Annotated in this window: 21 protein-coding genes and 2 tRNA genes; 14 read left to right on the top strand and 9 right to left on the bottom strand. The window is 69.4% G+C overall.

The genetic code is table 11. The annotated features are described in order from the left end of the window. Positions 1 to 18: 18 nt before the first annotated feature. Positions 19 to 1716: a helicase-associated domain-containing protein gene (locus WDU99_RS11455; protein WP_337332597.1), complete on the bottom strand. Its 1698-nt coding sequence runs from the start codon at positions 1714 to 1716 to the stop codon at positions 19 to 21. A gap of 4 nt (positions 1717 to 1720) precedes the next feature. Further along, the gene (locus WDU99_RS11450) at positions 1721 to 1996 is read right to left on the bottom strand and encodes a multidrug ABC transporter ATPase (RefSeq protein WP_337332596.1); all 276 of its coding nucleotides are present in this window, start codon (positions 1994 to 1996) and stop codon (positions 1721 to 1723) included. Between the two features lie 98 nt (positions 1997 to 2094). Between WDU99_RS11450 and WDU99_RS11445 the strand changes: the two genes are divergently transcribed. Both WDU99_RS11445 and WDU99_RS11440 read left to right on the top strand, forming a co-directional pair. Then, complete coding sequence (locus WDU99_RS11445; protein ID WP_337332595.1) at positions 2095 to 2475, top strand: cold-shock protein; 381 nt, start codon at positions 2095 to 2097, stop codon at positions 2473 to 2475. Then, positions 2459 to 3061, top strand: a complete 603-nt coding sequence (locus tag WDU99_RS11440) for a DUF3027 domain-containing protein (RefSeq protein ID WP_337332594.1) — start codon at positions 2459 to 2461, stop codon at positions 3059 to 3061. Before WDU99_RS11445 ends, WDU99_RS11440 begins: the two co-directional genes overlap by 17 nt. A 15-nt stretch (positions 3062 to 3076) precedes the next feature. Here the strand turns inward: WDU99_RS11440 and serC are convergent, their stop codons facing one another. Further along, entirely contained in the window at positions 3077 to 4180 is a 1104-nt protein-coding gene (gene serC / locus WDU99_RS11435) for a phosphoserine transaminase (protein ID WP_337332593.1), read from the bottom strand. A gap of 100 nt (positions 4181 to 4280) precedes the next feature. On the opposite strand from serC, the gene WDU99_RS11430 reads away from it, so the two are divergent. From WDU99_RS11430 to WDU99_RS11415, 4 genes are all read left to right on the top strand, one after another. Then, positions 4281 to 4982 carry an iron-dependent transcriptional repressor DtxR gene (locus WDU99_RS11430; protein WP_337332592.1) on the top strand — a complete coding sequence of 234 codons (702 nt, stop codon included), beginning with the start codon at positions 4281 to 4283 and terminating at the stop codon, positions 4980 to 4982. A gap of 341 nt (positions 4983 to 5323) precedes the next feature. Then, a complete protein-coding gene (locus tag WDU99_RS11425) occupies positions 5324 to 6043 on the top strand; it encodes a M23 family metallopeptidase (RefSeq protein ID WP_337332591.1) in 720 nt (239 codons plus the stop codon). 307 nt (positions 6044 to 6350) lie between these two features. Then, a complete protein-coding gene (locus WDU99_RS11420) occupies positions 6351 to 6848 on the top strand; it encodes an HNH endonuclease (RefSeq protein ID WP_337332590.1) in 498 nt (165 codons plus the stop codon). A gap of 24 nt (positions 6849 to 6872) precedes the next feature. Next, a tRNA-Arg gene (locus WDU99_RS11415) sits at positions 6873 to 6949 on the top strand. Positions 6950 to 7008: 59 nt separating this feature from the next. Here WDU99_RS11415 and WDU99_RS11410 read toward each other — a convergent pair. Then, the gene (locus tag WDU99_RS11410) at positions 7009 to 7350 is read right to left on the bottom strand and encodes a histone-like nucleoid-structuring protein Lsr2 (protein WP_337332589.1); all 342 of its coding nucleotides are present in this window, start codon (positions 7348 to 7350) and stop codon (positions 7009 to 7011) included. A 106-nt stretch (positions 7351 to 7456) separates the two neighbouring features. Beyond that, positions 7457 to 8311 carry a LuxR C-terminal-related transcriptional regulator gene (locus WDU99_RS11405; protein ID WP_337332588.1) on the bottom strand — a complete coding sequence of 285 codons (855 nt, stop codon included), beginning with the start codon at positions 8309 to 8311 and terminating at the stop codon, positions 7457 to 7459. A gap of 110 nt (positions 8312 to 8421) precedes the next feature. On the opposite strand from WDU99_RS11405, the gene WDU99_RS11400 reads away from it, so the two are divergent. Further along, entirely contained in the window at positions 8422 to 8769 is a 348-nt protein-coding gene (locus tag WDU99_RS11400) for a DUF485 domain-containing protein (protein WP_337332587.1), read from the top strand. Beyond that, complete coding sequence (locus tag WDU99_RS11395; protein ID WP_337332586.1) at positions 8766 to 10385, top strand: solute symporter family protein; 1620 nt, start codon at positions 8766 to 8768, stop codon at positions 10383 to 10385. The genes WDU99_RS11400 and WDU99_RS11395 overlap by 4 nt, the downstream gene beginning before the upstream one ends. 104 nt (positions 10386 to 10489) lie before the next feature. Here WDU99_RS11395 and WDU99_RS11390 read toward each other — a convergent pair whose 3' ends face one another. Then, entirely contained in the window at positions 10490 to 11017 is a 528-nt protein-coding gene (locus tag WDU99_RS11390) for a methylated-DNA--[protein]-cysteine S-methyltransferase (protein WP_337332585.1), read from the bottom strand. 160 nt (positions 11018 to 11177) lie between these two features. Here WDU99_RS11390 and WDU99_RS11385 point away from each other — a divergent pair, with 160 nt between their 5' ends. Both WDU99_RS11385 and WDU99_RS11380 read left to right on the top strand, forming a co-directional pair. Further along, on the top strand, positions 11178 to 14912 hold the full coding sequence (locus WDU99_RS11385) for an AAA family ATPase (protein WP_420064010.1): 3735 nt from the start codon (positions 11178 to 11180) through the stop codon (positions 14910 to 14912). Further along, on the top strand, positions 14905 to 15084 hold the full coding sequence (locus WDU99_RS11380) for a hypothetical protein (protein ID WP_337332584.1): 180 nt from the start codon (positions 14905 to 14907) through the stop codon (positions 15082 to 15084). Before WDU99_RS11385 ends, WDU99_RS11380 begins: the two co-directional genes overlap by 8 nt. A gap of 88 nt (positions 15085 to 15172) precedes the next feature. Here WDU99_RS11380 and mscL read toward each other — a convergent pair whose 3' ends face one another. From mscL to WDU99_RS11365, 3 genes are read right to left on the bottom strand one after another with little or no spacing between them, the layout of a single operon-like run. Beyond that, entirely contained in the window at positions 15173 to 15580 is a 408-nt protein-coding gene (mscL, locus tag WDU99_RS11375; protein WP_337332583.1) for a large conductance mechanosensitive channel protein MscL, read from the bottom strand. A gap of 25 nt (positions 15581 to 15605) precedes the next feature. Beyond that, complete coding sequence (locus tag WDU99_RS11370; RefSeq protein ID WP_337332582.1) at positions 15606 to 15878, bottom strand: FmdB family zinc ribbon protein; 273 nt, start codon at positions 15876 to 15878, stop codon at positions 15606 to 15608. Positions 15879 to 15889: 11 nt separating this feature from the next. Beyond that, on the bottom strand, positions 15890 to 16486 hold the full coding sequence (locus tag WDU99_RS11365) for a 5-formyltetrahydrofolate cyclo-ligase (protein ID WP_337332699.1): 597 nt from the start codon (positions 16484 to 16486) through the stop codon (positions 15890 to 15892). A gap of 85 nt (positions 16487 to 16571) precedes the next feature. On the opposite strand from WDU99_RS11365, the gene galU reads away from it, so the two are divergent. The 4 genes from galU to WDU99_RS11345 all read left to right on the top strand — a co-directional run bounded on the left by galU (position 16572) and on the right by WDU99_RS11345 (position 19135). Then, complete coding sequence (galU, locus tag WDU99_RS11360; protein ID WP_337332581.1) at positions 16572 to 17453, top strand: UTP--glucose-1-phosphate uridylyltransferase GalU; 882 nt, start codon at positions 16572 to 16574, stop codon at positions 17451 to 17453. Positions 17454 to 17461: 8 nt separating this feature from the next. Further along, positions 17462 to 18103, top strand: a complete 642-nt coding sequence (locus WDU99_RS11355; RefSeq protein WP_337332580.1) for a GNAT family N-acetyltransferase — start codon at positions 17462 to 17464, stop codon at positions 18101 to 18103. 66 nt (positions 18104 to 18169) lie between these two features. Then, positions 18170 to 19036 (top strand): hypothetical protein, encoded by an 867-nt coding sequence (locus tag WDU99_RS11350; protein ID WP_337332579.1) that lies wholly within the window; start codon positions 18170 to 18172, stop codon positions 19034 to 19036. Positions 19037 to 19062: 26 nt separating this feature from the next. Next, positions 19063 to 19135, top strand: a tRNA-Ala gene (locus WDU99_RS11345). The last annotated feature ends 23 nt before the right edge of the window (positions 19136 to 19158 follow it).

The raw sequence follows: 19158 nt of genomic DNA, 5'->3' as shown, positions 1-19158 counted from the left end.
TACCGTCGCCGTGCGGGGTCAGCTCTCCAGCACGCGCACCGAGCGGATGCTGTGCACCGGCAGGGTGCGCTCCACATCGGCGGTGCGGTCGCGGCCGCGCAGGCGTCCGCCGCCGACGCCGGACGCCTCGAGCGTCAGTTCACGGCGGGAGCCGTCGGGCATCGCCACCTCCACGAGCACCACGGCGCGGGCGCGCACGGCGGCCTCCAGCTCGCGATCGAGCCAGGCGGCATCCGCGTCCGGGCCCTGGTGCGAGCGCAGTCGGGCGAGCAGCGGCGCATACGATGGCGGCTCCTCGGCCCCGCCCGGGGCCGGGTGCGCGGGCGTCGCCGCGACCGCCGAGCCGTCGCGATCGACCAGGGTGGCGGGGTACCGGGCATCCGTCAGCGCCCAGGCGACGGTCTGCGCACCCACCCGCGACGTCAGATGCTCGCCCTCGCGCACGAGACCCATCGGGCGCAGGTTGCGGTCGACCTCGATCGCCTCGAGCAGGTGCGCGTCGGTGCTCGACACGATCGTGCCCCCGGTCGCATCGGGCCCGACGCGCACCAGGTCGTGTCGTGCGGCGGTCTGCGCCACCAGGTACTGCAACGCCTGCGGCAGCCCGGTCAGCGACACCTCGCGCAGGAACTGCAGGATGCTCTGTTCGGTCTCGCCCTCCACGAGGGCGCGGGCGATCGAGTCGGCGGTGAACCGGTACGACGAGGCCTGCGCCGCCGACTCGTGCTCGGTCATGGCCCGCAGGCGGTTGTCGAGCGCCGGCTGCAGCGGGCCGGGAGCGATCGCGGTCAGATCGTTCTGCAGGAACAGCCGGTCCACCTCGGTGGGCAGCAGCGCCTCGAGCGGCGTCGTGTCGATCTCGGACCCCGTGCGCAGTGCGGCCGCCCACTCGGGCTCGGAGCCGTCCTCGGCGAGCAGCCCCAGCCGTCGTGCGAGATCGGCCAGCTGAGCCGCCCTGGCCGGCCATGTCGGGTCCCAGGGGTGCGCGTGTGGCCACGCGACGACGGGCGCCCACCCGTCGCCGACGCGGATGCCCGCAGGCAGGGCGTCACGGAACGCGGCGGCGAGGTGCGCCCACCGCGGCGCGAACGAGGCGGCCAGCCAGTCGTCGACCGCCGTGGTGACGCGCAGTCGACGATCGACAGGGCGCGCCAGACCGGCCAGCTCGGCGAGGACCCGCAGCTGATCGAGGTCATCGTCCTCGCCGAAGCGCCGCCGCTCCGAGGCGCTCAGAGTGCCGGTGGCGACCAGCGTCAGCGGGGCGGATCGGGTGGCCAGCAGCAGGTCGGCGAGACCACCCACGGTCGTGAAGGCGCGCTCGGCGGCGCGCGCCGAGACGGCATCGGATGCCCGTGGCACAGCGGCCTGCGGCGCGTCGGGCACTGCGGGCATGTCGTGCACCTGCGCGGCCACGGGGACGGGGGCCCGTCCCTGGGCGTCGATCAGGGCGAGGTCTTCGGGGGTTCCGGCTTCCGCTGCCCGAAGGTCGCCCTGCTGCCGTCCGTCGACGATGTCGTGCAGCCGTCGCGCCTCGTCTCGGGTGAGCGCCTTCAGGCCCCGTTCGATCGACGCCGGCTCGAGCAGTGCCTCGGCGGCGTCGAAGAAGTCGTCCCAGTCGACGTCGGGACGCACACCCCTGCGCCGCAGCAGCTCCTCGAGCTGCGCGTCGCTCGCCGCGGCGAGCCTGTCGGCGAGCGGACGTGCGTGGGTGCTCATCGGATCAGGACTTCTTGTCCGCGCGTCCCCTGCGCACGAAGCTGATGGTCAGCAGCGCGATGATCATCACGAAGGCCAGCGGCAGCCCGAACAGCGGCAGGGCCGCGACGAACGGCCACATACCGTCGCCGAAGGCATCCTGATTCATGCCGGTGGCCGTGCCGATGATGATCGCGAAGAAGCTGATGATCGATGCGGCCGCGAGGATCAACGCGGCGTAGGCCAGGAAGCGTTCCAGTGCTCCGGTGCGCGGTTCCGGGCTGGGTTCGTGCGTGCTCATCCTTCCCAGCGTATCGCCTGCCGGCCGGCCGCAGCCGGGTAGGCTGGAGGGGGTCGCGCCTCCGCGCGGCTTTCCACCGTTTTCAGTGAGGTTCTCGCATGCCCACCGGCAAGGTCAGGTTCTACGACGACGAGAAGGGGTTCGGCTTCATCGCTTCCGATGACGGCCAGGACGTCTTCCTGCACGCCTCTGCCCTTCCCGAGGGCAGCGTCGTGAAGAAGAACACCCGAGTCGAGTTCGGACTGGCCGATGGCCGTCGCGGACCGCAGGCGCTTTCGGTGCGCGTGCTCGACGCCCCGCCGAGCCTCGCGAAGGCCAACCGCAAGAACGCCGACGACATGGCGATCATCGTGGAAGACCTGGTGCGCCTGCTCGACGACATGGGTGGCGACCTGCGTCGCGGCCGTTACCCGTCCGCGGGCCAGAGCCGCAAGGTGGCCGCTGTGCTGCGTAAGGTCGCCGATGATCTCGACGCCTGACGAACTGGCCGCCGCGACGCGCGATCTCGCGCTCGCCGCGCTGCACGAGGTCACGCCCGCCTCGACGGTCGGGCCGTCGGCCGGGTACACCGCCGAGGACGATGGTGTGGTGTCGCTGCGCTTCGAGAACCGCCTGCCGGGCTATCCGGGCTGGTACTGGACGGTCAGCGTCGCGCAGCTCGACGACGCCGACCCGACCGTGCTCGAGGTCGAGCTGATGCCCGGCGACCGATCGCTGCTGGCGCCGGACTGGGTGCCGTGGGCGGAGCGTCTCGCGGAATACCGTGCGCACCAGGCCGAACTCGCCGCGCAGGGTGCCGATGAGGATGAGCACGATGACGAGTCGGACGGCGACGAGGGCGCTCTCGATGACGTCGACGACCTCGCCGCGGCCGATTTCGACGACGACGGCTCCCCGCATCTGCACGGCGGAGACCTCGATGGCGTCGACATCGACGAGCTCGACGAAGACGCCGACGATTCGGATGACTCGGACGACGAATCGGATGACGAGCCGAACGACGACGAGTCTGACGAGGATTCTGACGAGCATGCCCAGGATCGGGCATCCGACACCGAGTCCTGAGTTGCGCCTCCGGGCTCAGCCCTGGGCGAGCACGTGGTCGATCGAGCGGATCAGCTGACGCACGTCGTCGGGCTCGATCGACACGAACGTCGCGATGCGCAGCTGGTTGCGCCCGAGCTTGCGGTACGGCTCGGTGTCGACGATGCCGTTCGCGCGCAGCGTCTTCGCGATGGCGGCGGCATCCACGGTGTCGTCGAAGTCGATCGTGACGACCACGGGGGAGCGGTGCGCCGCGTCGGCGACGAACGGCATGGCCACATCGGATGCTGTCGCCCAGTCGTACAGGAGCGCCGACGATTCGGCAGTCCGTGCGGCGGCCCAGTCGAGCCCGCCATTCGACAGCATCCACTCCAGCTGGCTGTCGAGCAGATGCAGGGTCGCGAGTGCCGGGGTGTTCAGCGTCTGGTTCAGGCGCGAGTTGTCGACGGCGTTCTTCAGGCTGAGGAAGTCGGGGATGTATCGGTCCGAGGCGGCGATGCGCTCGATGCGCTCGATCGCCGCGGGTGAGACGGCCGCGAACCACAGACCGCCGTCGGAGCCGAGGTTCTTCTGCGGTGCGAAGTAGTACACGTCGGTCTGAGCGATGTCGACGTCGATGCCGCCGGCGGCGCTGGTCGCGTCGATGACGGTGAGGGCGTCGGCCTTCACGCGGCGAACCGGGGCGGCGACGCCGGTGGAGGTCTCGTTGTGCGGCCAGGCGTACACGTCGACGCCGTCGACGACCTCGGGGGAGGTCAGCGTGCCCGGCTCGGCCTTGCGCACATCCGGGGCCTCCAGCCACGGGGCTGCCGCGCCCTTGGCGAACTTGCCGCCGAACTCGCCGAACACCAGGTTCTGGCTGCGACGCTCGATGAGGCCGAATGCGGCAGCGTCCCAGAACGCCGTCGATCCGCCGTTCCCGAGCACGATCTCGTAGCCCTCGGGCAGACGGAACAGCTGCGACAGCCGCTCGCGCACGCTGCCGACCAGGTTCTTCACGGGGGCCTGGCGGTGCGAGGTGCCGAGCAGACTCGCACCCGCGGCGGCGAGAGCCTCGACCTGCGCCGGGCGCACCTTGGACGGGCCGCAGCCGAAGCGTCCGTCGACGGGCAGGAGTTCACGGGGGATCTCGATCGCCATGGTCACGATTCTATGTGCGACCGCGACGACGCCCGGACGTATGACGGCCGATGTCGGGCACCGGGAAGGTAGGCTTGCCTAAGAACTCCGGAGGGGCCGAATGACCGACCTGATCGACACCACAGAAATGTATCTGCGCACCATTCTCGAGCTCGAGGAGGAGAACATCGTGCCCCTGCGCGCGCGGATCTCCGAGCGCCTCGGACACTCCGGTCCCACGGTGTCGCAGACGGTGGGACGCATGGAGCGCGACGGCCTGGTGGTCGTCTCCGAGGACCGCCGTCTCGAGCTCACCGACTCCGGACGCCGCAAGGCTGTCGACGTGATGCGCAAGCACCGGTTGGCGGAACGCCTGCTGTCGGATGTGATCGGACTGGACTGGGCGTACGTGCACGACGAGGCCTGCCGCTGGGAGCACGTGATGAGTGAGCAGGTCGAACGCCGGCTGGTCGAACTGCTCGGGCATCCGACCGAGTCTCCGTACGGCAACCCGATCCCGGGTCTCGACCAGCTCGGCGACATCGAGACGCCCGCGTTCGACGAGGGGGTCATCGGTCTGGTGAAGAAGCTGGATGCCGAGGGCGGGCCGATCCAGGGCACCGTGCGTCGTCTCGCCGAGCCCGCGCAGGTCGACCCCGAACTGCTCGAGCAGCTGCGCGACGCCGGCGTCGTGCCGGGCGCCACCGGCGACTACCGGTACAGCGAGGGTTACGTGCTGATCCAGATGGAGGGCAGCGACGCGGGGCTGGAGCTGCCCGTCGAGCTCGCATCGCACATCTTCCTCATCGGGACGAACGCCTGATCAGAGTGCATTATCGGCGCGGTTGAGGGGATTGTCAGGTTCTGAGGGTGACAAGATCGTTATCTTCCGGTAACCTCGGTCAGGTCCTCGGTGAAGAAGCCCGCAGGGGACGAATCGCGAAGATCGCCTCCTCGGCTCATCGTCTTCGCGAGTAGTTCGCACAACGTGCCGTGTCTCACGTGCCCGAGAATCGACATTGCTGATGAGCCGACGCTTACCCGAGCGTGGAGGCGCAGGAGGAATCCCTTTTGGCCGCAGATATCGTCACGACTGACACAGCTGAAGACAAGAAGCCCGCTCGCCCCCGCGCTACCCGCACGAAGCGATCCAGCGTGAAGCCCATGCGCACCGTCGCGATCTTCGCGGCCGTCGGCGCACTGGTCGCCGCCGTCGCGCTTCCCTCCTACGCCGCCTCGACCTCCGTGCAGAGCGAGGCGACCACGCTGCAGCAGATGGCCGTCGGTGACGCGCAGTCGCTCGTGGTCGCGTCCGAGGCGACCGCAGCCCCGCTCAAGCGCGGCAGCTACTCCGCGACCACGCCGGACGAGATCGCGAAGAAGAAGGCGGAAGCGGCCGCGAAGGCCCGCGCCGAGGCAGCCGCCCGAGTGGCAGCGGCAAACCCCGGCGTGCGCATCAGCGACGCCGACCTGCGACTGGTCGCTGCCGGGTCCGGAGCCGTGCGCTACCCGGTCCCGCAGGGCTCGTACTACGTCAGCCGCACGCTCGGCAATGGTCACAACGGCGCTGACATGGTCGCTCCGGCCGGCACCCCGATCTTCGCCGCGGCCAGCGGCGTGGTGCGCATCTCGTCGGAGAGTCACTACGGCTACGGCGTCGCCGTCGTCATCGACTCGGTCGTGGGCGGTCAGCGCGTCTCCACCCTGTACGCGCACATGACCAACGGCACACGTGCCGTGCAGGCCGGTCAGACGGTCGAGGCCGGTCAGTTCATCGGCAAGGTCGGAAACACCGGTCGGTCCTTCGGTGCGCACCTGCACTTCGAGGTCGAGGTCAACGGGTCGCGCGTCGAGCCGATCGGCTGGCTGGGCGCCAACGCCTGATCCGACACGTTCGTCGGGCTTCACCCGCGGTTCGCTGCTCCGTAAGGGGGATGGGCTAGCCTGTACGCGTCGTCGTACGGGCAGGAGACTCCGATGGAACCGATACCGGGCATCCGCACCATGGATGTGCACGGTCGTCGCGTGCCTCGGATTCGTCCGCGGGAACAGCTCGGTGCAACCGGGCGCGAAAGGTGCTGTCTGCAGTAGACAGCGCCTTCGTCGTCCCCGCGGTCGCTGCCGCCCGTGTGACGTCGTGTGAGTCGAGAGTGCCGGGAAGCCATCCCGGCGGATCGAGAGGATGACGACGATGCGCACACTGGTCCTGAACGCCGGATACGAGCCCCTGACCGTGGTCTCGTTCAAGAGAGCCCTCGTGCTCGTCCTGAACGACAAGGCCAGCGTGATCGAACACGTGGAGAGCGAACCGGTCTGGGCCGGACGCGTCGCCTACGAACGGCCCGTCGTGATCCTGCTCACCCGATACGTCCGGGTGCCGTCGACACGAAGAGTGCCGGTCACCCGCCGTGGCGTGCTGCGCCGGGACGAGCATCGGTGCGGATACTGCGGCAAGTCCGCCGCGACCATCGACCATGTGCTGCCGAGATCGCGTGGCGGGGCGGACAGCTGGGAGAACCTGGTCGCGTGCTGCCTCGCGTGCAACAACGCCAAGAGCGACCGCACGCCGCAGGAGATGGGATGGGCGCTCCGCATGACGCCGCGACCGCCGCGGGGCACGGCGTGGACGGTGCGCGGCGTCGAGCGCGGTGACCCGCGCTGGGAGCCGTATCTGGCGCTGGCCGCGTAGAGCGGCCGGTTAGACTTGCAATGCGCCTTCGTAGCTCAGCTGGATAGAGCAGCCCTCTCCTAAAGGGCAGGTCGCAGGTTCGAATCCTGTCGAGGGCACCATTCCCTTATCGCTGACCATGATGGCCGGGGCCCCGCTGGGTCCCGGCCATCACCCGGTGTCAGTGCGCGGCGTTGTACGCCTCGAGGACCTCCGCCGAGATTCGCCCGCGCTCGGACACGTCGAGACCCTGCTCCTTCGCCCACGCGCGAATGGCCGACGAATCGGAATTGCGAGCGGCGCGCTTGCGCGGCGCACTCGTGCGGGAGCCGGATGCCGCCGTGCGGCGACCCGCCGTGATGTACGGCGCGAGCGCCTCGCGCAGTTCCTCGGCGTGCGCGTTCGTCAGGTCGATCTCGTACGCGACGCCATTCACCGAGAAATGAACGGTCTCGCCTTCGCCGACCTCGAGAAGCGTTCCGTCGATATCGTCAACCAGCTGATGCACAATTCTTCTAGCCATGCAGGACACGCTATTCGCAAAATAACCGCAGAGCAATCAATAACACGCATTTCCGACCCGTGAATTCGTGCGCGCAATACCGATTCGCGTGTGCCACAGAGGAATCTCAGGGCAGAAGTCCGAGGCGGCGGGCGCGCGCCACAGCAGCATGGCGGGTCGACGCATCGAGCTTCGACATCGCAGCGCTCAGATAGGCCTTCACCGTTCCCTCGCGCAGACCCAGATCAGCGGCGATCTCGGCGTTCGTCGCCCCCATCGCCGCGCAGGCCAGCACGTCCAGCTCGCGTGGCGAGAGGTGCACGGTCTGCAGCGGTGCGGTCGGTGGGGCGCCCTGCGGCTCGGCGAGACCGAGCAGGCGGCGCTCGACCGCCTCGATCCGCGTGCGCAGGCGGTCATCGGCGACCATGGCGGCGATGCTGCGCAGCTCGGCGAAGCTCTCGCGAAGATCCTCCCGCTGCGTGGCATCCATCGCCGGTGACGGGGCGAGCTCGCGAACGCGACGATCGACCTCGTCGCGGACACGCAGTTCGGCGCTGATCCGCTGCGCCACGCCCATCGCCGGCGCCGTGGTCACCCCGCCGATCTGAGACTGCTCCCACGCGCCCGCGTAGAGCACGCCACGGGAGCGTCCGCCGACGATGATGGGCACGGCGAGCAGCGTGCGCAAGCCTTCGCCCAGCACATAGACGTCATAGTCGTGGGTGATCTGCTGTGACGTGCGGTAGTCGTTGGTCATCCGCGGCCGCAACTCGATCATCGCCCGGCCGCCCAGTCCGCGCTCCGGACGCACGCTCAGCCCGTCCAGGCTGCGGGTGCGGTTGCCGATGATGCTCGTGACGGTCACCGAGCCATGGTCGAAGAGGCCGCCGAACGCGACGGGGAAGTGGGTGCGCTGCGCGAGCTCGCGGACACCCTCAGCGATGAGCTCCTCGACGGGTCCCGTCTGCGCAGTCGCTCTCACACCAGTACCAACTTTCGGGGGTGACGACCGCGTCCAGCCGTTTCGTAGCGTCGACCCTACCACTCGCACGGCGCCGCCGTGCGGTATCCGACATGCGGCGAGGAGGCCCCATGACAGATCTGACCAATGAAGAATCCGGCGGTGGTATCGACTACATCGCGGTCGAGGAATCCGAGCGGTTCCGCACTCTGAAGCGCACGCAGCGCTCTTTCATCTTTCCGCTCGCCGCATTCTTCCTCATCTGGTACTTCGCATATGTGCTGTTGGCGGCGTTCGCCGTCGATTTCATGAGCCAGCGCGTGTGGGGTGATATCACCGTCGGCCTGCTTTTCGGCCTCGGACAGTTCGTGACGACATTCGCGATCACGATGGCCTACGTCTCCTTCGCGAACAGGAGGCTCGACCCGATCGCGACAGAGATCCGTGAAGACCTCGAGAAGGCGCAGGTGACGGCATGAACCCGACGGTCATCGCGGCGGAGGCGTCGCAGAACGACCCCGTCCTGAACATCGCGATCTTCGCGGCCTTCGTCGCCGTGACGCTGTTCATCGTGATCCGTGCCAGCCGCAACAACAAGACCGCGGCCGACTACTACGCTGCCGGACGCTCGTTCAGCGGCACCCAGAACGGCTTCGCCATCGCCGGCGACTATCTGTCGGCGGCGTCGTTCCTCGGCATCTGCGGTGCGATCGCCGTGAACGGGTACGACGGCTTCCTGTACTCGATCGGTTTCCTCGTGGCCTGGCTGGTCGCTCTGCTGCTGGTCGCCGAGCTGATGCGCAACACCGGCAAGTTCACGATGGCCGATGTGCTCGCGTTCCGGTTGAAGCAGCGTCCGGTGCGGATGGCCGCCGCGATCACGACGCTCGCGGTGTGCTTCTTCTACCTGCTCGCCCAGATGTCCGGCGCGGGCGGGCTGGTCTCGCTGCTGCTCGGCATCGACAGCAGGGTCGGGCAGTCGATCGTCATCGCCGTGGTCGGCGTGCTCATGATCGTCTACGTGCTGGTGGGCGGCATGAAGGGCACCACCTGGGTGCAGATCGTCAAGGCCGGCCTGCTGATCGCCGGCGCCGTCGCGATGACGATCTGGGTGCTGGCCCTCAACGGGTTCAGCCTGAACACTCTGCTCGAAGCCGCCGTGGCGGAATCGCCTGCGGGCGAGAAGGTGCTCGGCCCGGGGCTGAAGTACGGGGCCAACCCGATCGACTTCATCTCACTGGGCATGGCACTGGTGCTCGGCACGGCCGGTCTGCCGCACGTGCTGATGCGGTTCTACACGGTGCCGACGGCGAAGGAGGCACGGCGCTCGGTGGTGTGGGCGATCTGGCTGATCGGCCTGTTCTACCTGCTGACCCTGGTGCTGGGCTACGGCGCCGGCGCGCTGGTCGGACCCGAGAACATCCTCGAGGCGCCCGGCGGGGTGAACTCCGCGGCCCCGCTGCTCGCGCAGGCACTGGGCGGTCCCGTGCTGATGGGCTTCATCTCGGCCGTGGCGTTCGCGACCATACTCGCCGTCGTCGCCGGACTGACGATCACGGCGGCGGCATCGTTCGCCCACGACATCTACGCCAACGTGATCAAGCGCGACAAGGACGGCAAGTCCACTGCCGCGCCGAACGGCGAGGTCAAGGTCGCCCGACGCACGGTCCTCGTGATCGGGGTCCTGGCGATCGTCGGCGGCATCGGAGCACAGGGGCAGAACATCGCCTTCCTCGTGGCGCTGGCGTTCGCCGTCGCGGCATCCGCCAACCTGCCGACGATCCTCTACTCGCTGTTCTGGCGTCGGTTCAACACGCGTGGTGCGGTGTGGAGCATGTACGGCGGTCTGATCGGCGCGATCGGCCTGATCGTGATCTCGCCGGTGTTCTCGGGTTCCGAGACCTCGATGATCCCCGGTATCGACATCGCGATCTTCCCGCTGAGCAACCCCGGGATCATCTCGATCCCACTCGGGTTCTTCCTCGGCTGGCTCGGCACCGTCACCGCCCGCACCGCGGAGTCGAAGGCGCTCGCCGCAGAGATGGAGGTGCGTTCGCTCACCGGCTTCGGAGCGGAGAAGGCGGTGGAGCACTGACACCTGCCGGAGCACTGACACCTGCTGCGCACTGAGCACGCGCTCGCAGGTGTGCGCTCCGATCCAGCGGACCCCGGCGGCCTACACGCCGGGGTCCGCTGCGTTCACGACCCCGAGCGGGCTTCGCGCTCGAGGTCGAGCAGGAAGCGCTTGCGCTCGGGATGGGCGCCGTAGTGGCCGGGCGTGCCGTCGGAGCGGATCACCCGATGCACAGGGACGATCACCGAGAACGGGGTCAGCCGGCAGGCGGTGCCCACGGCACGCGCCGCCCCCGGGCTGCCGGCGACGACGGCCACCTCGCCGTAGCTCATCGTCTCGCCCCAGGGGATATCGCACACCGCCCGCAGCGCCGACCGGGTGAACCCCTCGGCCAGGCGCCAGTCCAGTCGCAGCCGCCGAGCGAAGTCGACGGGCTCGCCGTTGAAGTACTCATCGAGCAGATGCGCCAGCTCATCGGCGGCGCCGGCGTCGAGCTCGGGCACCGCGCTGAGCTGACGGGAGACGCGCTCGAGCAGCCATGGCGCATGCGGATCGTCGGCCTCGGAGAGATCGAAGGAGACGATGCCGGCATCCGAGAACACCGCGAGTCCATCGCCGAAGGGGGTCGGAGCGAAGTCGTAACGGAAGGTCATGAGCCCATCCTGCCGCCGAAGACGATCGTGGGATGCCGCGATCGCGGCCGCAGTGGACAACTCGTCGAAACCGCAGGTTGTGCAGGACAAGTCGCGTGCGCGGCCACGAATCGCCGTGAATCGGCCAGGGATACCGGATGCGGGGCCCGCGCCGCTTAGGCTGGGCGATGTGTGGCGACGTGATTCCAAGAGCGCCGAGGCCGCGGGGGCAGAATCCACGGTGAAGCTCGGCGATCTGAGCGACTCCTCGACGGGTGTCGACATCGCCCACGCCGCCGAGGCGACGCGCACTGGCCTTCGTGCCCAGGCGGCCGATCTCGGCGGTGCATCCCCGCTGGTGACCTTCGTTGAGGCGCCGGATGCCGGGATCGACATCTCCACGGCGCACCCGGGCAGCCTGCCGCAGTTCATCACCGGCCGCTCGACGCTGCTGTCGAACCTGTTCCGCGACGAGGTCGGCCTGCGCACGGCCCGCCTGGCTGCCGAGCGCATCACGGCGCGGAACACCGAGCTGCGCGCTGTCCGCGGCATCGACACCGTGCGCTTGGCGGTCGGCATCGCACGCTGGCGCGTCGGCGGGGCCGACTTCGCCGCGCCCGTGCTGCTGCGTCCGCTGGCCATCCGCCGGCATCACGCGGACTACGAACTCAAGCTGCAGGGTGCGTTCGAGGTGAATCCCGAGCTCGTGCGTGTCGCCCGCGAGCATTTCGGGCTCGACCTCGACCCGACGGGCCTGGCCGCGCTCGCCTACGACGGCGGCATCTTCAAACCCCAGCCCGTCATCGACCGACTGCGGGCACTGACGCAATCGATCGACACGTTCGCGGTGCATCCCCGTCTGATCGTCTCGACGTTCGCCGATGTCGCCGGCGCCATGGTGCGCGACATGGTCGATCTCGACCATCCGGTGCTCAACGCCCTCGGCGGCCACAGCGACGACCGCGAGCGGGTGGCCGCGCCGAGGGAGGTGCCGACGGTCACCGGTCCGGACGACCGCGCACCGGCATCCGAGAGTCTGCTCGTCGACGCCGACGCCGAGCAGGAGGACGTGCTGGCGCGCATCGCCGCCGGGCACTCCCTCGTCGTCGCGACCCTTCCTGGCACCGGCGGCACCCAGACGGTGATCAACGCGCTGGGCGCGTTCGTCCGGGCCGGCAGGCGTGTCCTGGTGGTGTCGGCCCGACGCTCCACGCTCGACGGCGTGACCCATCGGCTGGCGGGCATCGGGCTCGACGGACTCGCTGTCTCGCCGTCCTCGTCACGACGGGACCTCATCAAGGCGATCAGCCGCAGTGAGAAGGCCACGCAGCCCAAGGCCACCGAGGTCGACGAGGCGCTGGTGCGCTTGCGCGCAGTGCTGCGCGACTACCGCTCGGCGCTGACCGGGCCGGTGGGGCGCACGGGGGCATCCGTGCTCGATGCGACGCGCGAGCTGACGCGTCTCGCGCTGCGCCCGGTGCCGCCGTCGACCGGCGCACGGCTGTCGATGGAGACTCTCGAGAAGCTGGTCGGCGACCGCAGTGACGCGGCCCAGGCGCTCACGCGCGCCGCGCGTCTGGGCGAGTTCCGCTTCGGCCCTGACGACTCCCCGTGGTACGGCGTGAGCTTCGACAGCGCCGAGGCCGCGCAGCACGCGCATGCGCTCGCCGGGCGGCTGCACAGCACCGCCGTGCCCGCCCTTCTCGAGCGCGGGTACGAGCTGATCGCGCAGACCAGCATGCGGCCGTTCTCGACGATCGACGAGCTCGGCGAGTACGTGCATCTGCTGCACGGCATCCGCGACTCGCTCGACAAGTTCAGCCCCACCGTCTTCGAGAGGCCGCTCGGCGAGCTCATCCAGGCGCACGGATCGCGACGCGACTCGCCGGGCATGTCAGCGGCGAACCGGCGACGCCTGAAGAAGCTGGCCCGCGAGTACGTGCGGCCGGGCGCGCACGTGACCGAGATGCACGAGGCGCTGCTGCGCATCCAGCATCAGCGCACCCAGTGGCAGCGTTACGTCGACGCGGGCGTGGCGCCGCAGGTGCCGCTCGGACTCTCCGACGTGCATGTCGCCTGGCAGCGGGTCTCGGCTGAGCTGGCCGAGCTGGATGCGGCGCTGGGGCGCAAAGAGCCGTTGACCGCGCTGCCGGTGGCGCGTCTGGTGCGCACGCTCTCGGGGCTCGCAGCGCGTTCCGCGGTGTTCGACAACCTCGTCGAGCGCACCGAGATCCGCGATGCGCTGACCGCGATGGGACTGCGCCCGCTGCTGGCAGACCTCTCGGTGCGCCACGTGCCCGAGGATCGGGTGGCCGACGAGCTGGAGTTCTGCTGGTGGCAGTCGCTGCTCGAGCGCGCCCTGCAGGACGACCGGTCCCTGCTGGGCGCGAACACCGCGGTCGTCGACCGTCTCGAGCGTGACTTCCGCCTGGTGGACGAGGCGCACACGGCGATGGCCGGCCCGCTGCTGGCATGGAACCTCGCGAACCAGTGGCGCATCGCCATGGTCGACGAGCCCGAGCAGGCCGCGAATCTGCGTCAGGCGCTGAAGAGCGGTGAGGCGACCACGGCCGAGATCGTGTCGGCCGCTCCCGACCTGGTCCGCGTGCTCGCGCCGGTCTGGATCGCCTCACCCTACGAGGTGCCCGCGATCCCGGATTCGGTCGAGTTCGATGCCGTGCTGTTGGTCGACGCTGCGGCCGTGAACCTCGCCGAGGCCGCACCGGCCATCCGTCGTGCGCGGCAGATCGTGGCCTTCGGTGACCCCGTCACCCAGCGACCGACACCGTTCTCGGTCGCGACGCTGCCCGATGCCGGGTGGGAGCCCGAGGTCGACTTCGACAACGTGTCGGCCTTCGAGCGGCTCGCCGACCTCTTCCCGGTGGTGACCCTCACGCGCAGCTATCGCGCCGGTGGCGAGGATCTCGCCGAGCTCATCAACGACGCCTTCTACGGTGGTGACATCGTGTCGCTGCCGTGGGCGGGTTCGTACCTGGGTCGCGGCAGCCTCACGGTCGACTACGTCGAAGGGGGAGTGGGGGCGCCCGACCCCGTATCCGGTGCCGTCGAGAGTCCCGAGGCCGAGGTGGCGCGCGTCGTCACGCTGGTCGTCGAGCACGCCGTGCACCGCCCGACCGAGACGCTGATGGTCGTCACCGCCAGCCGTCGTCACGCCGAGCGCGTGCGCGCTGCCGTGGCATCCGCGTTCGCCGGCCGCTCCGACGTCGCCGACTTCGTCGGCCGCGACACCGCTGAGCCGTTCGCCGTACTCACCCTCGAGGAGTCGGTCGCCGAGAGTCGCGACCGCGTCATCTTCTCGCTCGGCTACGGCCTCACCAAGCACGGCCGTGTACTGAGCGACTTCGGAGACCTGTCGCAGGAGGACGGCGAGCGTCTGCTCACCGTCGGCATGACGCGTGCACGGCGCTCCATGGTGATCGTCTCGTGCATCCGCCCGTCGGCCTTCGACCAGGGCCGCCTCGAACACGGCGCATCCACGCTGATGTCGATCCTGGGCGGGCTGGCCGCGCGCGCCCGCGATGCCCGGCTGGAAGACCTCGCCGACCCGCTCACACTCGCCCTCGCGCGCGAACTGCGGCGGCTGGGCGCGTCGGTCGACGTCGACTACCGCGGGCTGCTTCCGCTGGTCGCGCAGCATGACGGCCGTGCCGTGGTCATCGAGTCCGATCCGGAGTCGCGGGGCGAGTCGCTGCGCGAGAGCCTGCGGCTGCGTCCACAGGTGCTGCGCCGCCTCGGCTGGCACTACGTGCGCGTGCACGCCTTCGACCTGTACAGCGATCCGGCGACGGTCGCCCGGCGCATCGGCACGGTTCTCGGGATCGACGAGGACGCGGTGCGCGCCGAGCACGACACGCAGCCGCTCGATCTCGACGATCCGCGCGATCAGGATGGCTGACGGCGAGCGGCAGCGCATCGTGCGCGTCGCCGGTGCGCGTCGCGCGAAGCTGACACCCGTCGAGGGGACGACAGCCGAGCCGCACGTCCGAGACGAGCGGAAGCGGGACCCGAAGGAGGGCCGCGGTCCGAACGATGATCGGATGCTGCGCGAGGTGCCGCCGCACTACTGACCCGCACGGACACTATGGACGCGCGCCCGCGTGCATGAGAAAGGCGCCCTCCCCGACGAGCGGGGAGGGCGCCTTCGTGACTTGTGCGTCAGTCTGCGCTGCTCCGGCGCAGCGAGTCGCGGATCTCGATGAGCAGCTCCTGCTCGGTCGGCAGGGTCTCTTCCTCGACCGCGGGGTTCTTCGCGGCCTGGCGCTCCTTGTACTTGTTCATCGGCACGACGAACACGAAATAGACCACCAGCGCCACGGCGAGGAAGCTGATGACGGCCGAGATCAGCTCACCGACCGGGAAGGTGACCACCTGGCCGTAGATGCCCGTCAGCTGAATGCCGACCTTGCCGGCCTCGTCGGCCTGGAAGAACAGCTCGACGAGCGGGTTGATGATCGAAGAGACGACCGCGTTGACGATGGCGGTGAAGGCACCCCCGATGACGACCGCGACCGCGAGGTCGATCACATTGCCCTTGGTGATGAACTCCTTGAAACCCTGAATCATGGCAACCCCCTGGATAGTGACGGCCTCAGGAAGAGGCCGGGGTCTTCGCGGGCGCCGGAGTGGAGCTCGCCGAAGAATCCGTCTTCGATGATGCCTGATCCTTCTTCGCGGCACCGCCATTTCCGCGCGAGTCGGTGCGGTAGAACCCGGCGCCGTTGAAGGTGATCCCGATGGATCCGTACTGCTTGCGCAGCGATCCGCCGCATTCGGGGCAGATGGTGAGGGCGTCGTCGGAGAAGCTCTGCACGGCGTCGAAACGGTGATCGCACGCGGTGCACGCGTAGGCATAGGTGGGCATGGGGCTCCCTGTCAGTTGCGCGCGGTCGAGAGCCTGATGGTCTGCGACGGCGTGACGATGCCGTCCACCGGCTGGTCGTGGATCTCGCGCGGCAGTGAATCGAGTACCTCCGAATCATAGATGACCGCGTAGACAGGGGGACATCTCTCCATCGAGCCGATGGTCTTGTCGAAGTATCCCCGCCCCCAGCCGAGTCGCGTTCCGTCACGGTCGACGGCCGCCGCCGGGATGATCATGAGGTCGACGTCGTTCACCGCGATCGGCCCGAGCACCTCGCCGGTGGGCTCGGGAAGGCCGAACAGCCCTTCGGCCACGTCGTCGGCATCGTCGGCGACGGCCCAGTCGAGCAGGCCGTCGGCTCGGGTGATGGGCAAGAGCACCCGGATGCCGCGGTCGATCGCCCCGCGGAGGAAGAGGCGCGTCTCGGGTTCGGTCATCGTGGAGAGGAAGCACGAGACCGAGTGGGCGCCATGCGCGGCGACCAGCGCATCCAACTGGGCGGCCAGGCCGACGGCCGCCTCGTCGCGCTGCGCTTCGGAGAGCAGCTGACGACGTTCCCGAAGCTCGGCGCGCAATGCTCTCTTCTGCTGTTCGATATCGGTCGACATGGCATCGAGCATACGGTGGGGCGAGTGGGCGGTGACCGGTCGGGTCGACGCGGCGGCGAGGTCGCGCGCGACTATGCTGTGGCGCATGACGAAGATCAAGGCGGTCATCCCCGCCGCCGGGCTGGGAACACGGTTCCTGCCGGCCACCAAGGCGATGCCGAAGGAGATGCTGCCGGTAGTCGACAAGCCCGCGATCCAGTACGTCGTGGAGGAGGCGGTCGGCGCCGGCATCCACGACATCCTGGTGATCATCGGGCGCAACAAGAACGCGATCTCCGACCATTTCGACTCGGTGCCCGAGTTGGAGGGCCGGCTCCAGCAGAAGGGCGACCACGGTCGGCTCGAGCGCGTGATGAAGTCCAGCGACATCGCCGACATCCACTTCGTCCGCCAGGGTGAGCCCAAGGGGCTGGGGCACGCCGTGCTGCGCGCGCGCACCCACGTCGGTGACAGCGCGTTCGCCGTGCTGCTGGGCGATGACCTCATCGACGACCGCGAGACGCTGCTGAGCGACATGATCGCGGTGCACGAGCGCACCGGTGCCGCCGTCATCGCCCTCATGGAGGTCGCGCCGGAGCAGATCCATCTGTACGGCGCGGCGGCCGTGGAGCCGACCGAGCACGATGGTGTCGTGACGGTCACCGGACTCGTAGAGAAGCCCACCGCCGATGCCGCTCCCTCCAACCTCGCGGTGATCGGTCGCTATGTGCTCCCGCCGGCGGTGTTCGACGTGCTCGAGCGCACCGGCCCGGGAAAGGGCGGCGAGATCCAGCTGACCGACGCACTGCAGGAGCTCGCCTCCGAACCCGACGGCCCGGGAGTCGTGGGTGTGGTTTTCGGGGGGCGCCGCTACGACACCGGCGACCGGGTGGACTACATCAAGGCCATCGTGCAGCTCGCCGTCGAGCGCGAAGATCTCGGCGATGAGCTGCGCCCGTGGCTGCGCGAGTTCGCGGCTCGACTGTAGGCATCGGGATGATCATGCAGTTCGAAGCCCTGGCGCCGCTGCAGCACGGTCCGGTGGGACTGCGACTGGTGCGCGCCCGCGACGCCAGGGTGCTGCAGAAGGAGCTGCTGTCCAACCGCTCCTGGCTGCAGCCGTGGGAGGCGACGATCCCCGGGGGTGTCGCGACCTTCGACATGCGCGTCAGCATCCGCCGTCTGCTGCAGCAGTACCGCGACGGCGGCGGGTACCCCTTCGTGATGGAGTACGACGGCGAGACCGCCGGGCAGCTCAACGTATGGGGCGTCGCGCGTGGATCGCTGGCTTCGGCGACGATCGGCTACTGGGTCAGTGAGCGCTTCGCCGGGCGCGCGATCACGCCCACGGCCGTCGCCCTGGCGACCGACGCCGCGTTCGAACAGTACGGACTGCACCGGATGGAGATCTGCATCCGCCCCGAGAACCACGCGAGCCTGCGGGTCGTGCAGAAGCTGGGCTTCCGCTACGAGGGTCTGCGGCGGCGCTACATCCACATCGACGGCGATTGGCGCGACCATTACGCCTTCGCGCTGACGCGCGAGGATGTGCCCCGCGGAGTGCTCGCCCGCTGGGTGGCGGGGGAGGCGCCGGAGGATGCGGCGATCGTTCCGCCGTCCGACCTCCGCCAGGGGTGAGCAAGTCGCGACGACACGCGACCGAAAGTGTCAGCGCGGCGGATGCGGTCGCCTACCGTGGTCTCTATGGATGGGCCGGTGCTGAGTGGGGGCGTGATCGTCCTGGTCGCGGTGCTGCTGTGGGCGCTGTACTTCCTGCCCAGCTGGCGCGGACGGCACCAGTACTACTCCGCTGAGCGCAACGCGGTGCGCCTGAACCAGGCGCTGCGCGTGCTCGCCGAGACCAGCGAGACGCCCGATGAGGTGAGGCTGGAGCTGACGACCCGCACTGCGCACGCGCAGCAGCGACTCGCGAAGCGGGTGCAGGCCGAGCAGGAGCATGCGCGCCTCGAGCAACTGCGGCGGGAGCTGGCCGCCACGCGCCAGGATCCGGCGATCCGACAGGCGCGTGCCCGCCGCCGGGTGCGTCTCACCGCGACGGCGATGTCGGTGGTGGGCGTCGGCGCGCTCGGCTTCGGCGTCTGGAACGCTGTCGCCGTCGGGGGATGGATGCCGGCGATCGGCGGCCTGCTGCTGACGCTCATCGGCATCACTCTGCTCGCGCGCATGGCAAGTGTGGCGCGCAGCGCCGCCCGTCGTGCGCGGCCCGCCGCGGTGCAGGCTCCCGTCGCCCGTGTGTCTCCGCCGCTGCACGATCAGGGTCCGGCGTCCTGGACCCCGCGGCCGCTGCCGCAGCCAATGGTGACGATGGCAGGATCGCGCGCGCAGACCGCGCAGGCGACCGCGGATGCCCAGGACGAGCGTCGTCGTGCCGCGAGGCGCGCCGAGCCGCGTCGTCGCGCCGAGGAACTGGCTCCGCCGGCCCCGGCGACGCTTCCGGTGTCACCGGCCGCCGCGGGTGAGGAGTCGCCGTACGCGCGCATGGGGGTCATCGACGACGCGGAGATCGAGGCGCACGTGCGCGAGCTGCTCGCTCGTCGTGCGACCGGCTGAACGCGTGATATTCTGACTGAGTTCACGGGCCTATGGCGCAGTTGGTAGCGCGCCTCGTTCGCATCGAGGAGGTCAGGGGTTCGAATCCCCTTAGGTCCACCCAACGCTTCATGTTCAAACCC

It is taken from the genome of Microbacterium bandirmense (assembly GCF_037204185.1).
Lineage (GTDB): Bacteria > Actinomycetota > Actinomycetes > Actinomycetales > Microbacteriaceae > Microbacterium > Microbacterium bandirmense.
The sequence above is the reverse complement of the archived record's forward strand: the minus strand, read 5'-3'. Positions and strand labels throughout refer to the sequence as shown.

Coding starts and splice junctions, on each gene's coding strand:
- WDU99_RS11455 (WP_337332597.1), bottom strand. CDS start 1,716: ATGAGCACCCACGCACGTCCGCTCGCCGACAGGCTCGCCGCGGCGAGC.
- WDU99_RS11450 (WP_337332596.1), bottom strand. CDS start 1,996: ATGAGCACGCACGAACCCAGCCCGGAACCGCGCACCGGAGCACTGGAA.
- WDU99_RS11445 (WP_337332595.1), top strand. CDS start 2,095: ATGCCCACCGGCAAGGTCAGGTTCTACGACGACGAGAAGGGGTTCGGC.
- WDU99_RS11440 (WP_337332594.1), top strand. CDS start 2,459: ATGATCTCGACGCCTGACGAACTGGCCGCCGCGACGCGCGATCTCGCG.
- serC (WP_337332593.1), bottom strand. CDS start 4,180: ATGGCGATCGAGATCCCCCGTGAACTCCTGCCCGTCGACGGACGCTTC.
- WDU99_RS11430 (WP_337332592.1), top strand. CDS start 4,281: ATGACCGACCTGATCGACACCACAGAAATGTATCTGCGCACCATTCTC.
- WDU99_RS11425 (WP_337332591.1), top strand. CDS start 5,324: ATGCGCACCGTCGCGATCTTCGCGGCCGTCGGCGCACTGGTCGCCGCC.
- WDU99_RS11420 (WP_337332590.1), top strand. CDS start 6,351: ATGCGCACACTGGTCCTGAACGCCGGATACGAGCCCCTGACCGTGGTC.
- WDU99_RS11410 (WP_337332589.1), bottom strand. CDS start 7,350: ATGGCTAGAAGAATTGTGCATCAGCTGGTTGACGATATCGACGGAACG.
- WDU99_RS11400 (WP_337332587.1), top strand. CDS start 8,422: ATGACAGATCTGACCAATGAAGAATCCGGCGGTGGTATCGACTACATC.
- WDU99_RS11395 (WP_337332586.1), top strand. CDS start 8,766: ATGAACCCGACGGTCATCGCGGCGGAGGCGTCGCAGAACGACCCCGTC.
- WDU99_RS11390 (WP_337332585.1), bottom strand. CDS start 11,017: ATGACCTTCCGTTACGACTTCGCTCCGACCCCCTTCGGCGATGGACTC.
- WDU99_RS11380 (WP_337332584.1), top strand. CDS start 14,905: ATGGCTGACGGCGAGCGGCAGCGCATCGTGCGCGTCGCCGGTGCGCGT.
- mscL (WP_337332583.1), bottom strand. CDS start 15,580: ATGATTCAGGGTTTCAAGGAGTTCATCACCAAGGGCAATGTGATCGAC.
- WDU99_RS11370 (WP_337332582.1), bottom strand. CDS start 15,878: ATGCCCACCTATGCCTACGCGTGCACCGCGTGCGATCACCGTTTCGAC.
- WDU99_RS11365 (WP_337332699.1), bottom strand. CDS start 16,486: ATGTCGACCGATATCGAACAGCAGAAGAGAGCATTGCGCGCCGAGCTT.
- galU (WP_337332581.1), top strand. CDS start 16,572: ATGACGAAGATCAAGGCGGTCATCCCCGCCGCCGGGCTGGGAACACGG.
- WDU99_RS11355 (WP_337332580.1), top strand. CDS start 17,462: ATGATCATGCAGTTCGAAGCCCTGGCGCCGCTGCAGCACGGTCCGGTG.
- WDU99_RS11350 (WP_337332579.1), top strand. CDS start 18,170: ATGGATGGGCCGGTGCTGAGTGGGGGCGTGATCGTCCTGGTCGCGGTG.